General features: G+C 72.3%; 10 protein-coding genes. 7 read left to right on the plus strand and 3 right to left on the minus strand.

Annotated features, from left to right (window positions below):
- Window positions 1-62: 62 nt before the first annotated feature.
- Both BIU97_RS11860 and BIU97_RS11865 read left to right on the plus strand, forming a co-directional pair.
- Window positions 63-428 carry an ArsR/SmtB family transcription factor gene (locus BIU97_RS11860; protein ID WP_071297908.1) on the plus strand — a complete coding sequence of 122 codons (366 nt, stop codon included), beginning with the start codon at window positions 63-65 and terminating at the stop codon, window positions 426-428.
- Window positions 425-2,050, plus strand: a complete 1,626-nt coding sequence (locus BIU97_RS11865) for a N5-glutamine methyltransferase family protein (protein WP_254782981.1) — start codon at window positions 425-427, stop codon at window positions 2,048-2,050. The genes BIU97_RS11860 and BIU97_RS11865 overlap by 4 nt, the downstream gene beginning before the upstream one ends.
- A gap of 33 nt (window positions 2,051-2,083) precedes the next feature.
- Here BIU97_RS11865 and BIU97_RS11870 read toward each other — a convergent pair whose 3' ends face one another.
- Window positions 2,084-2,947 (minus strand): NAD-dependent epimerase/dehydratase family protein, encoded by an 864-nt coding sequence (locus BIU97_RS11870; protein ID WP_071262935.1) that lies wholly within the window; start codon window positions 2,945-2,947, stop codon window positions 2,084-2,086.
- A 209-nt stretch (window positions 2,948-3,156) separates the two neighbouring features.
- Window positions 3,157-3,747 carry a TetR/AcrR family transcriptional regulator gene (locus BIU97_RS11875; RefSeq protein ID WP_083404913.1) on the minus strand — a complete coding sequence of 197 codons (591 nt, stop codon included), beginning with the start codon at window positions 3,745-3,747 and terminating at the stop codon, window positions 3,157-3,159.
- A 119-nt stretch (window positions 3,748-3,866) separates the two neighbouring features.
- On the opposite strand from BIU97_RS11875, the gene BIU97_RS11880 reads away from it, so the two are divergent.
- Window positions 3,867-5,147, plus strand: coding sequence for an MFS transporter (locus tag BIU97_RS11880; protein ID WP_071297750.1), 1,281 nt, complete (start codon window positions 3,867-3,869; stop codon window positions 5,145-5,147).
- A gap of 37 nt (window positions 5,148-5,184) precedes the next feature.
- Window positions 5,185-7,659, plus strand: coding sequence for a beta-glucosidase (locus BIU97_RS11885; RefSeq protein ID WP_083420905.1), 2,475 nt, complete (start codon window positions 5,185-5,187; stop codon window positions 7,657-7,659).
- Window positions 7,660-8,094: 435 nt separating this feature from the next.
- On the opposite strand, the gene BIU97_RS11890 is transcribed toward BIU97_RS11885, so the two are convergent.
- Window positions 8,095-9,105, minus strand: a complete 1,011-nt coding sequence (locus BIU97_RS11890) for an LLM class flavin-dependent oxidoreductase (protein WP_071297751.1) — start codon at window positions 9,103-9,105, stop codon at window positions 8,095-8,097.
- 185 nt (window positions 9,106-9,290) lie between these two features.
- Here BIU97_RS11890 and BIU97_RS11895 point away from each other — a divergent pair, with 185 nt between their 5' ends.
- The 3 genes from BIU97_RS11895 to BIU97_RS11905 all read left to right on the plus strand — a co-directional run bounded on the left by BIU97_RS11895 (window position 9,291) and on the right by BIU97_RS11905 (window position 12,686).
- A complete protein-coding gene (locus tag BIU97_RS11895) occupies window positions 9,291-11,867 on the plus strand; it encodes a DEAD/DEAH box helicase (protein ID WP_071297752.1) in 2,577 nt (858 codons plus the stop codon).
- On the plus strand, window positions 11,867-12,367 hold the full coding sequence (locus BIU97_RS11900) for a GNAT family N-acetyltransferase (RefSeq protein ID WP_071262921.1): 501 nt from the start codon (window positions 11,867-11,869) through the stop codon (window positions 12,365-12,367). The genes BIU97_RS11895 and BIU97_RS11900 overlap by 1 nt, the downstream gene beginning before the upstream one ends.
- A gap of 67 nt (window positions 12,368-12,434) precedes the next feature.
- Complete coding sequence (locus BIU97_RS11905; RefSeq protein WP_071262905.1) at window positions 12,435-12,686, plus strand: DUF6458 family protein; 252 nt, start codon at window positions 12,435-12,437, stop codon at window positions 12,684-12,686.
- Window positions 12,687-12,692: the final 6 nt, after the last annotated feature.

The raw sequence follows: 12,692 nt of genomic DNA on the forward strand, positions 1-12,692 counted from the left end.
ACCGCAGGTGAACTGTACGACGCAAGTCGTACTGCGAGGTGGTCGGTGGTAGCGTCCCGTCCATGCCCGCGCACGTCGACGCCCCCGAGCGACTGCCCCAACCGTCCGTGGCCGAGCTGGACCTGCCGGTCGTGATGGACGCCCTGAGCGACCCGATCCGGCTCGCCATCCTGCACCGCTACCTGGTGGACGCCGCAGGCGGCGTGCGCAGCTGCGGGTGGGTCGGCGTCGACCGACCGAAGTCCACGCTCACCCACCACTTCCGCGTCCTGCGCGAGGCCGGGCTGCTCGAACAGCACCAGGACGGGCTCACCCGCTCCAGCCGGGTGCGTGCCGAGGACGTGCAGGCACGGTTCCCCGGGCTGCTCGACCTGGTGTCCGCGTGGGACGTGCCCGACGCCCTGATGCGCGACGGGATCGAGTCGTGAGCCGGACCGTGCACGCCCTGCCCGAGGTCGGCGCCGCGCCGCACGTGACGTCGGCGCTCGCCGCGGACCTCGACGCCGCCGGCTTCACCGTCGAGCGGGTCGACTCGCTGTGGGGTGCCGAGGCCGCCGCGTCGCTGCACCGCGGCTCACGGGTGGCCGCCCTCCGGGCCCTCGCGGCGCGGCCGTCGTCACCGCTCGGCACGCTCGCGACCCTGTTCGTGCTCGGCCTGCCGGTCCCGCACGAGGACGCCGCGGCGGCGTTCCCGACCGCCGGCCTCGACGCCGTGGTCGCCGCCGGCCTGCTCCGGGTCGATGGCATCGACGAAGCCGACGAAGCCGACGAAGCCGACGGCGGCGACGGACCCGACGGCACCGCCGACGCCGACGGCACCGAGGTCGTGCCGACCGTCGACCTGCGCCCCTACGCCTTCGTCGACGACCTCGGTGCCGGCAGCTGGTGGATCGTCTCCGACCTCGGCGAGCTCGCGCTCGGCCACGCGATCAGCGAGGAGCACGTGCTCGGCATCGGCGGGGCGACCACCACGCTGAGCGGTCTGCAGGTCCCGGTGCCCGTCCGCACGGTGCTCGACCTCGGCACCGGGTGTGGCATCCAGGCGATGCACGCCCGACGCTTCGCCGACCGGGTGGTCGCCACGGACATATCCCGCCGCGCCCTCGACATCGCCCGCTTCAACGCGCAGCTCAACGGGATCGACGGGATCGACTTCCGGTACGGCTCGCTCTTCGAGCCCGTCGCGGGGGAGCGGTTCGACCGCATCGTCTCGAACCCGCCGTTCGTCATCACGCCCCGCCGACCGGGCGTCCCCTCGTACGAGTACCGCGACGGCGGCATGGTCGGCGACGCCCTGGTCGAGACCGTGCTCCGCGGCCTGGCCGACCACCTGGAGCCCGGCGGGACCGCGCAGCTGCTCGGCAACTGGGAGTACCATTGGGGCGTCGATGGCCTCGACCGCGTGCGCGGCTGGTTCGCGGACACCGACCTCGACGCGTGGGTCGTCGAGCGCGAGCGCCAGGACCCGACGTCCTACGCCGAGACCTGGATCCGCGACGGCGGCACGAAGCCCGGCACGACCGAGTTCGACACGCTGGTGGGCGCCTGGCTCGACGACTTCGCGGAGCGCCGCGTCACCGGCGTCGGCTTCGGGTACGTCGTGGTGCGTCGACCCCTGCCGGGAGGCCCGCCCTGCCTCCGCCGGTTCGAGCGCGTCCCCGAGGCGCTCGGCTCCAATCCCGCCGGGCTCGGTGCCACGGTGGCGCGCGTCCTCGACGCGGCCGCCTGGCTCGCCGGGCACGACGACGCCGCGCTCGCCGCCACGCACCTGTCGGTCGCCGGCGACGTGACCGAGGAGCGCTACTACTGGCCGGGCAACGACGACCCGACGGTGATGACGCTCGTGCAGGGCGGGGGACTCGGCCGCCGGGTCGACGCGGACACCGCGCTCGCCGCGTTCGTCGGCGCCTGTGACGGCGACCTGTCCGTGGCCGCGATCATCGGCGCGCTCTCGCAGATCACCGGGGTGGACGAGCAGGCGCTCGCCGCCGACCTGCTGCCGGCGGCGCGCGACCTGGTGCTCGACGGGCTGCTCGTCCCCGCTGCCTGAGCCCAAACGGGGACCGAGCGACCCCGCTCGCGCTCAGGCGCGGTGGTCGCGCCAGCTGTGCTCCGGCGCGTAGCCGAGCAGTTCGCGGGCCTTCTCCGACGACAGCAGTGAGCTGACCCCGTCGATGTCCGCGCGGCGCTCGATGTCCGGCACGAAGCGCTCGACGAGCTCGATGGTCGGCGTGTCCATCACGGTGTCCGGGCTCGCGATGACGAACGCCTCGAACCCGGTGAGGTCGGCCTCGAGGGACTTCCGGACTGCCTGGGCACCGTCGCGCGAGTCGATGTACGACCACAGGTTGAAGGTCTTCGCCTCCGGGGTGGCGTCCCACGGGAAGGCCGGGTAGTCGGTCTCGTCCATGACGTTCGAGAACCGCAGCCCGATCATCTTCAGCTCCGGGTCCCAGCGGGTGAAGTGGCGCGCCATCTCCTCCTCCACGGCCTTGCCGAGCGAGTACGACGACTGCGGGCGGACCGCGAACTCCTCGTCGACGGGCAGGTAGGGCGGGTGGTGCTCGCCCATCGGGATCCCGAGCAGGGTCTCGCTCGACGCCCACACCACGTTCTTGATCCCGGCCGCTCGGGCCGCGTGGAAGACGTTGATCGACGACGTGACGTTGTTCGTGATGAGCGCCACGTCGGGGACCTGTCCGGGGGCCGGCACGGCCGCGAGGTGGACGACGGCGTCCACGTGGTCGTAGCGGTCGTCGATGCCCATGAAGGCGTTCAGCACCTGCCCGTGGTCGGTCAGGTCGATCCGCAGGAAGGGCACCCGCTCGGGCTTGTCCGGCGCTGGCACGCGGTCGAGCAGGACCACGTCGTACCCGTGCGCGTCGAGGTCGCGCACCACCGCCCGCCCGAGCTTGCCACTGCCACCGGTCACCAACACACGCGTCATCGCGTCTCTCCACATCGTCGTCGGGGTGCACCCCGGAGGGTCCGCTCCATCCTGCCCCGGGCGGCCGGGGTCGGGCCAGGCCCTGTCCGTACCCCGCTCCGCCGTGCGAACCAGGTTCCGGACACGACACCACGGGATCGCGCGGTGCTGTGTCCGGAACCTGGTTCCGGGCGGGGAGCGGCCCGGGCGGGGAGCGACCGGGGGCAGCGTCAGACGGCCGGCGCCGCCTGGGCGATCGCGAGCCGGGTGACGAGTTCGACGTGCCGGGCCATGTCGCGCGAGGGGTCGAACAGCCACTGGATCTGCATGCCGTCGGAGACCGCGAGCAGGACGCTGGTCAGTTCCTCGGCGTCGACGTCGGTGCGGAGCCGGCCGTCCTGCTGCATCGCCCGGAAGTCCGCGGACAGGTCGCGGCGGGTGCGGTCGTAGCGCTCCTGGAAGTACGCGTGCGCGGGGTGGTCCGGGTCGGTCGCCGCGGCCGCGGACAGGTTGACGAACATCTGCACGAGGCCGGGCACCGAGACGTTGTGCCGCACGATGGCGGCGAGCAGCTCGCCCGGGTCGGCGGCGTCCCAGTCGGTGGCGGCGTCGGAGTCGTCGCGGCGGCGGAGGACCTCGACCCAGAGGTCGTCCTTCGAGTCGAAGTAGTGCAGCAGGCCGGCCTGGGTCAGACCGACGGCGTCGGCGATGTCCTTGATGCTCGTCCGGCGGAACCCCTGTGAGGCGACGAGTTCGAGGGCGACCGTCAGGATCTCCTCGCGCTTTGCGATCCCCTTCGCGTACGAACCCCGTTGTGCCATGGCAGGACTGTACCGTCAGGGTCGGCAGCAGAAAACCTACTACTGCTTGGTTTTGGTGGTACCGTGGCCCCCAGCCGCCGACGGAGGCGAGCGAGTCACCGACGACGGTGGCGCACCCCATGGAGGTTGCAGTGGCCAACGACGCCCTGTCCGTTTCCGACACCCCGACCGCGGTCGCCCCGACCCAGGGCCGCGGTGCGCCCCTCATGTACTCGCTCGGCATGCCGATCGCGATGTTCGGGCTCTTCATCGCCCTGCTGCCGCCGGTGCTCGTCGCGATGGCGCTCAAGGTCGCCGAGATCGCGCCGGACAACCAGGCCGGCGTGCTCGGCCTGGCGCTCGGCATCGGCGCGTTCGCCGCGATGGTCGCCAACCCGCTGGCGGGTCGCTTCAGCGACCGGACGGCCGGGAGGCTCGGCATGCGTCGTCCGTGGATCATCGGTGGCACCGTGGTCGGCTTCGCGGCCCTCGTGGTCGTCGCGACGACGTCCTCCGTGGTCGTGCTGGTGATCGGCTGGGGTGTCGCGCAGATCGCCTACAACGCGACGATCGCGGCGCTCACCGCCGTGCTGCCCGACCACGTCACGCGCTCGCAGCGCGGCCGGGTCGCGGCGCTCCTCGGACTCGCGCAGAACCTGGCGCTCGTCGGCGGCACCTTCCTGGTGCAGCTCTTCTCGACCTCGGCCACGCAGATGATCGTGCCGGGGGCGATCGGCTCCGCGGTCGTCGTCCTCTACGCGCTGGTGTTCCGCGACCGCGTGCTCGCGCAGCGCCCGACCTCGAAGCTCGGCATCGGGCAGCTCTTCGGCTCGTTCGTGTTCAACCCCGTGAAGCACCCCGACCTCGGCTGGGCGTGGCTCACCCGCTTCATGATGGTCGCCGCCCAGTACACCGCGGTGAGCTACCTGACCTACTTCCTGCGCGACGACATCGGCGTCGACGAGTCGAACCTGGCGAACGCCGTGTTCCAGGGCACGCTGTGGAATGTCGTCGGCATCGTGCTGACCTCGCTCGTGGCCGGCTGGCTGTCGGACAAGCTCGGGCGTCGCAAGCTCTTCGTCGCGGTCGCCGGCGTCGTCGGCGTCGTCGGGCTCGTCATCATCGCGCTCGCGCCGTCCCTGGGCACGGTCCTGGTCGGCGAGTTCGTGATGGGTGCCGGCATGGGTGTCTTCTACGCGGTCGACCTGGCGCTCATCACCGACGTGCTGCCGTCGGACCAGGACAACGCGAAGGACCTCGGCGTCGTGAACATCGCCCAGGCGCTGCCGCAGTCCCTCGTGCCCGCCGCCGCTCCCGGCGTCATCGCCCTGACCGGCGGGTACAGCGGCTTCTTCATCACCGGCGCCGTCGTCGGACTGCTCGGCATCGCCTCGGTGTCCCGCATCCGCGGCGTGCGCTGACCCCCTGCCCCGGCTCTGAACGAAAGGACCGATCACCGTGACTGATCTGCAGACCGCGAGCTCCGCCTCCCGTCCGCTGGCGGAGCGCATCGACGCGCTCGTCGACCAGCTGACCACCGAGGAGAAGGTGCAGCTGCTGACCGGACGTGACTTCTGGACGACCTGGCCGATCGAGAAGATCGGGCTGCGCCGCATCCTCATGTCCGACGGGCCCTCCGGGGTCCGCGGCGAGGTGTGGGACGAGCGCGACCCGTCCCTCAACCTGCCCTCGGCCACCGCGCTGAGCGCGTCGTGGGACGCAGGCGTCGCGAAGCGCTACGGCGCGGCCGCCGCCGTCGAGGCCCGGCGCAAGGGCGTCGACGTCGTGCTCGGCCCGACCATCAACCTGCACCGGTCGCCGCTCGGCGGCCGCCACTTCGAGGCGTTCAGCGAGGACCCGGTGCTGACCGGCGACCTCGCCGCGGCGTACGTGGCGGGCGTGCAGGAGAACGGCGTCGCCGCGACGCCGAAGCACTACATCGCGAACGACTACGAGACGGACCGCTTCACCGCCTCGACCGAGGTCTCGGACCGGGCGCTCCGCGAGCTGTACCTGCTCGCGTTCGAGAAGGCCGTCACCGAGGCGCACGCCTGGGCGATCATGTCGTCGTACAACTCGGTCAACGGTGTCACGGCGTCCGAGCACGAGCTGCTCGAGACGCCGCTCAACGCGGAGTGGGGCTTCGACGGCATCGTCGTGTCCGACTGGACCGGGGTGCGCTCGGTCGACTCGGCGAAGGCGTCGCAGGACGTCGCGATGCCCGGACCGAACCCGTGGTGGAGCGAGGGGCCGCTGCTCGCCGCGGTCGAGTCGGGCGAGGTGCCGATGGACGCGATCGACCGCAAGGTCCGGCGCATCCTGACGCTGGCCGCCCGGGTCGGCGCGCTCGAGGGCTTCGAGCCCGTCGCCGCGACGCCCGTGCACGTCGAGGACGGCCCCGCGTTCGTCCGCGAGGCCGAGGCCGAGGGCACCGTGCTCGTCCGCAACACCGGCGTGCTGCCGCTCGACGCCCCCGCGGTGTCGCGCATCGCCGTCATCGGCCACAACGCCGACCAGGCCCGCACGCAGGGCGGCGGCTCGGCGACGGTCGTGCCGTCCTCGGTCGTGTCGCCGCTCGACGGCATCCGGGCCGCGTTCCCGGGCGCGACGGTCGAGCACGCCATCGGCGCGGTCGTGCAGGAGGGCATCGCGGAGTTCCCGCTCGACACCATCACCAACCCGGCGACCGGGGAGCCCGGCGCGCGTGTCGCGTTCGTGCGCGACGGGGCCGAGCTGTACGTCGAGGACCGCCGGGCCACCGCGCTCTTCTGGTTCGGCGGCGACGCCCCCACCCGCGAGGCGGACCGGCTCGACATCACCACGACCTACACCGCGCCGTCCACCGGAACGGTCCGGATCGGCATCGGCGCCGCTGGCCGCTCGCGCATGTGGATCGACGACGAGCTCGTGCTCGACGAGGACGTGCCGTACGAGGGCGACCAGCTCGGCGCGGCGTTCCTCAACCCACCGGCACGGTCGGTGCCGGTGTCGGTGACCGCCGGGCAACAGGTCGCGATCCGCATCGAGTACGACGTGGTGCAGGACGAGACCCTCGGCGGGGTGCTCGCCTACCAGTTCGGCACCGAGCCGAGCGACGAGGACCCGTCGGTGCTCATCGACGCCGCGGTGGCCATCGCGGAGGACGCGGACGTCGCGGTCGTCGTGGTCGGCACGAACTCGAAGGTCGAGTCCGAGGGCTACGACCGGTCGTCGCTCGCCCTGCCCGGGCACCAGGACGACCTGGTGCGCGCGGTCGCCGCCGCCAACCCGAACACGGTCGTCGTCGTCAACGCGGGGTCCCCGGTCGAGATGCCCTGGCGGGACGACGTCGCCGCGGTGCTGCTCACCTGGTTCGGCGGTCAGGAGTACGGCAACGCGGTGGCCGACGTGCTCACCGGCGCGCAGGAGCCCGGCGGGCGCCTGCCCACGACCTGGCCGGCCGCGATGGCCGACGTGCCGGTGCTCGACGTCACCCCGGTCGACGGCCTGGTGCGCTACGACGAGGGCGTGCACATCGGGTACCGCGCCTGGCTCCGCGCGGGCACCGAGCCGGCGTACCCGTTCGGCCACGGCCTCGGGTACACCACCTGGACGATCGAGGGCGTGGCGGCGACGCCCACCGTCGGCGAGGGCGGGACGGCCGTCGTGACGGCCACCGTGGCGAACACCGGCGACCGGGCCGGCAAGCACGTCGTGCAGGTCTACGCCTCGCGCGGGGCCTCGGCTGTCGACCGGCCGGTGCGGTGGCTCGTCGGGTTCGCCCCGGTGCGCCTCGACGCCGGGGAGTCGACCGAGGTGTCGATCGAGGTCCCGGCGCGGGCGTTCGCGCACTGGCAGGACGGTGCCTGGCGGTACGAGCCCGGCGCCTTCACACTGCACGTCGGCGCCTCGGTGACCGACGAGTCCGGGACGGCGGCCCTCGAACTGGAGTGAGCCGGACGTCCGATTTCCGTGCGGCACTCGGCTTGTCCGAGTAGCATCGTTGTGCGCCAGTCGGCTGGTTACCGGCGGCGTGCGCACCGTTCACGGGGTCGCCGGACGCGCGACTCGGTCTCCTGATCCGGCCGACGGAGCCCTGGCACCCCGGTGCGTCTCGAATGCGTCCCCGCGTCCGCGCGGGGGCGCATTCCTCGTCGGAGCGGGGATCGGCGCCGAGCCGGGTCGCGGGCACTTCGTACGGACCCGACAAATCCCATGACGATCGGTCAGGTTTTTCCGTCCGCAGGGCGCAGACCGGTGTGACAAACCACTTGCCGGGTGGAACGATGGTCCCACCATCCCGTGCGGATCAGGGACGGGATGGTCATCCGGCAGGGCTCTCGGGACTCACCACCCCGATGTGAGCCCCGCCGGATGCTCCGCAGGGCGTCAGGCCCGCAGCGCCGGCGCGATCTCCTCCGCCACGATGCGCAGGATCCGTTCGTGCGACGCCGCGTCGCCGTTCGCCGGCAGGGTGACCACGAGCTCGTCGGCAGCGGTCACGGCCGGGTCGGCGAGCAGGGCGTCGACGATGGCGGCCGGTTCGCCGGACAGCACCGAGCTGAAGCGGAAGGGCGGGCCGGACGACGGACGGCCCTCGTCGTCCATGCCGGCGGCGTACCCGGTCAGGAACTCCTCGTGCACGGCACGGTCGTGCTCGTCGAGCAGCGGGACGACGATGCGCCCGACGGCGACCTTCGGGGTGCGCTCCGGGTGCAGCGCGGCGAAGCGCTCCCGGTACGCGGCGACCTGGTCGGCCTGCGCCTCGGCGAACGGAGCGCCGGTGTCCTCGGTGTTCAGCGTCGAGCAGTGCAGCAGCAGGCCCTTCTCCGCCGTGCGGACCGCCGTGGCCATGCTGCCGCCGCCCCACCAGACGCGCTCGCGCAGGCCGGCGCTCAGCGGCTGCAGCGTCAGGTCCGCCCTGGCCGGGATGCTCTCGTAGCCCTTGCCGGCGCTGCCGAGTGGCTCGCCCTGCAGGACCTCGAGCAGGCGGCCAGCGCGGGCCTCGGCCTCGTCGCGGAACGACCGGTCGACGCTGCCGAACACCGGGTCGAGGATCGGGCCGTACCCGGCGATGCCCGTGCTGATGCCGAGCTGCACGCGACCGCCGCTCAACAGGTCGACGGTGCTGGCGTCCTCGGCGAGCCGGACCGGGTCCTCGTAGCGCATGCCGAGCACCGCGGTGCCGAACCCGATCGTGCTCGTGCGCTGTGCGGCGGCCGCGAAGAACGTCATCGGGCTGGTGAGGAACGGCTCGAAGTGCCGACCGCGCACCCAGCCGGTGCCGTAGCCGAACCGCTCGGCGGTCTCGAACAGGCGGAGGCCGTCCTCCAGGGCGGCCGCGGCACCGTCGGTGCCGCCGTGGTTCGGGACGAAGGAGAGGAAGCCGAGTTCGCGCATGTCGTGAGTCTATGCGCACGTATGGAGCGCGTCCCTGGTCCGGCACCTGTCGGGTCGGGAGGCGCGTGGCGGCCCGGTGCCGCGCCTCCCGTCCGCCGTCTGCGCTGTGCCGTCCGCGCTGTGCCGTCTGCACCCCGCTGCCCGTTCCCGCCCTCCGCGACGGCGGTACCTGGGAGGATGGGCGCATGACCGACGTCACCACCCAGGCCCCGCTCGTCGCCGCGATCCCGGCGGCGGTGGACGGCGCGGTCGACCCCGACGCCGTCTACGAGGCGTTCGCCGCCTGGGCCGCCGAGGGCAGCCGCCCGCTCTACCCGGCGCAGGACGAAGCCGTCATCGAGCTCGTGTCCGGTGCCAACGTCGTCCTCAGCACCCCGACCGGCACCGGGAAGTCCCTCGTCGCCGCCGGCGCGCACTTCGCCGCCCTCGCCGAGGGGAAGCGCAGCTACTACACGGCCCCGATCAAGGCGCTCGTGTCGGAGAAGTTCTTCCAGCTCGTCGACCTGTTCGGCGCGCAGAACGTCGGCATGGTGACCGGGGACTCGAGCGTCAACGCCGACGCTCCGATCGTCTGCTGCACCGCCGAGATCCTGGCGAACCTGGCGCTGCGCCAGGGCCCGGACGCCGACGTCGACGTCGTGGTGATGGACGAGTTCCACTTCTACGGCGACGCCGACCGCGGGTGGGCGTGGCAGGTGCCGCTCCTCGTGCTCGAGCGCGCGCAGTTCCTGCTCATGTCGGCGACCCTCGGCGACGTCACCACCATCGCCGACGACCTGTCCCGCCGGACCGGTCGACCCACCGCCCGGGTGACCGGCGTCTCGCGGCCCGTGCCGCTCGAGTACGAGTACGTGATGACGCCCGTGCAGGAGACGGTGGAACGGCTGCTGGAGGAGGGCAAGGCGCCGATCTACATCGTGCACTTCGCCCAGGCAGCGGCCCTGGAACGCGCGCAGTCGCTGCTGTCCGCCCGGGTCGCCTCGCGTGAGCGACGGGACGAGATCGCGGCCGCCGTCGCGGGCTTCCGGTTCAGTGCAGGCTTCGGCCAGACGCTGTCCAAGCTCATCCGTGCCGGCATCGGCGTGCACCACGCCGGCATGCTGCCGAAGTACCGGCGCTTGGTCGAGCAGCTCGCGCAGCGCGGCCTCCTGCCCGTCATCTGCGGCACCGACACCCTGGGCGTCGGCATCAACGTGCCGATCCGCGCCGTGCTGTTCACCGGCCTGACGAAGTTCGACGGCACGAAGATGCGCCAGCTGTCCGCCCGCGAGTTCCACCAGATCGCCGGTCGGGCCGGCCGCGCCGGCTACGACACCGAGGGCGACGTCGTCGCCGAGGCGCCCGAGCACGACATCGAGAACGCCCGCGCGGTCGCGAAGGCCGGCGACGACCCCAAGAAGAAGAACAAGATCAAACGGAAGAAGGCCCCGGAGGGCTTCGTCTCGTGGGGGCAGCCGTCGTTCGAACGGCTCATCGGCGCCGAACCCGAGCCGATGGTCTCGCGGATGCGGATCACCCACGCGATGGTGCTGTCCGTCGTCGCGCGCGGCGGGGACGCCTTCGAGGACGTCCGGTCGCTCGTGTTCGACAACCACGAACCGCGTGCGCGCCAGCTCGCGATGGCCCGGCGGGCACTCGTCATCGCGCGGACGCTCATCAACGCACGGGTGATCGAGAAGGTCGACGGGGCCTACCGCCTCACCGTCGACATCGCGCCGAACTTCGCGCTCAACCAGCCGCTGTCCCCGTTCGCGCTCGCAGCCTTCGAACTGCTCGACCCCGAGTCGCCCACCTACGCGCTCGACATGGTCTCCGTCGTCGAGGCCACCCTCGACGACCCGCGCGCCATCCTGTCCCAGCAGCAGTTCAAGGAGCGCGGCGAAGCCGTCGCCCGCATGAAGCAGGAGGGCATCGAGTACGACGAGCGGATGGAGCTGCTCGAGGAGGTCACGTGGCCTCGCCCGCTGTCCGAGCTGTTGGAAGCGGCGTACGAGGCGTACGCGGCCGAGCAGCCGTGGGTGCTCGACTTCGCGCTCTCGCCCAAGGCCGTCGTCCGCGACATGTACGAACGCGCGATGACCTTCGGCGACTTCGTGCGCTTCTACCAGCTCACCCGGTCCGAGGGGCTCGTGCTCCGCTACCTGTCCGACGCCTACCGCACCATGCGGCAGACCATCGCCGACGAGCAACGGACCCAGGAGCTCGACGACCTGATCGAGTGGCTCGGCGAGGTCGTCAAGCAGACCGACTCCTCGCTCGTCGACGAGTGGGAGGCGCTCGTCAACGGCGACGTCCTGCTCGCGGCCGAGGAGCACGACGAGATCACGCCGCCACAGCCCGCCCGCCTCACCGGCAACCCGCGGGCGTTCCGCGTGCTCGTGCGCAACGCCCTGTTCCAGCGGGTGCTGCTCGCCGCCGCCGACGACGTCGACGGGCTCGGCGCGCTCGACGCGGCCGCCGGCTTCGACGCCGACGCCTGGGACGCGGTGCTCGAGGAGTACTACGAGACGCACGACGAGGTCCGCACCGACGCCGACGCCCGCTCGATGCAGTACCTGGTGCTCGACGAGAACGCGGCGGCCGGGTCGGGTGGCGCCCGTGTCTGGCGGGCCCGCCAGATCTTCGCCGACCCGTCCGGCGACAAGGACTTCGGGTTCTCGGCCACCATCGACCTCGACGCGTCCGACGAGGTCGGCGAGGCGGTCGTGCGGGTCACCGAGATCGGGCGTTTCGACGGCTGGGCCGAGGTGGACGTCGACTGATGCCGCTGACGGTGCGCGATCTCGGCCCCGACGACGTCGCGGCGCTGCAGGGCCTGCTCGAGTCCGTGCCGGACTACGCCGCGCGCATCACCGGCTACCCGCCCGGCCCCTCGGACGGCCTGAGCGCGCTCGTCTCGGTGCCCGACGGGTTCGATCCCGCGGGGAAGTCCGGCACCGGACTCTGGGACGGGCCGGAGTTGGTCGCCTTCGCGGACGTCCTGCGCGGGTACCCGTCCGACGCCGTGGCGTTCATCGGGCTGCTCGTGGTGCGGGGCGACCGCGGTCGGCGCGGGCTCGGTCGGGCGATGCACGACGCCGTCGTCGACCAGCTCCGGGCGACCCCGGGCACCGAGCGGCTGCGGCTCGGGATCGTCGCGACGAACGCACCCGTCGCCGAGCCGTTCTGGCGGGCCCTCGGGTACGAACCGACGGGGGAGCGGAAGCCCTACCGGTACGACCACCTCACCAGCACGGTCGCGCTGTGGGAACGGCGACTCTGACGAGCGGGTACGTTCGGCGCCAGCCCTGTGCCGATCGGCTCGGGGTCACGAACGAGAGGACCCCATCGTGCGCATCGGATCGAGCATCGCCCTGATCGTCATCGGCGCCATCGTGGCGTTCGCCGTGGACGTGCAGCTCGCCGGGATCGACCTCCGGCTCATCGGTTACATCCTCATGGCGGCCGGTGTCGTCCTGCTCATCATCAGTCTGGCCGTCGCCTTCGGTGGCCGACGGACCACGACCACCACGCGCTCCGGCGTCGACCCGGCGTCGGGGGAGCAGATCACCCAGCAGGAACGGCGCGACGGGACGTACTGAGCGCGG

The sequence above is a fragment of the Curtobacterium sp. MCBA15_009 genome (assembly GCF_001864895.1).
GTDB lineage: Bacteria > Actinomycetota > Actinomycetes > Actinomycetales > Microbacteriaceae > Curtobacterium.

Coding starts and splice junctions, on each gene's coding strand:
- BIU97_RS11860 (WP_071297908.1), top strand. CDS start 63: ATGCCCGCGCACGTCGACGCCCCCGAGCGACTGCCCCAACCGTCCGTG.
- BIU97_RS11870 (WP_071262935.1), bottom strand. CDS start 2,947: ATGACGCGTGTGTTGGTGACCGGTGGCAGTGGCAAGCTCGGGCGGGCG.
- BIU97_RS11875 (WP_083404913.1), bottom strand. CDS start 3,747: ATGGCACAACGGGGTTCGTACGCGAAGGGGATCGCAAAGCGCGAGGAG.
- BIU97_RS11880 (WP_071297750.1), top strand. CDS start 3,867: ATGGAGGTTGCAGTGGCCAACGACGCCCTGTCCGTTTCCGACACCCCG.
- BIU97_RS11890 (WP_071297751.1), bottom strand. CDS start 9,105: ATGCGCGAACTCGGCTTCCTCTCCTTCGTCCCGAACCACGGCGGCACC.
- BIU97_RS11895 (WP_071297752.1), top strand. CDS start 9,291: ATGACCGACGTCACCACCCAGGCCCCGCTCGTCGCCGCGATCCCGGCG.
- BIU97_RS11900 (WP_071262921.1), top strand. CDS start 11,867: ATGCCGCTGACGGTGCGCGATCTCGGCCCCGACGACGTCGCGGCGCTG.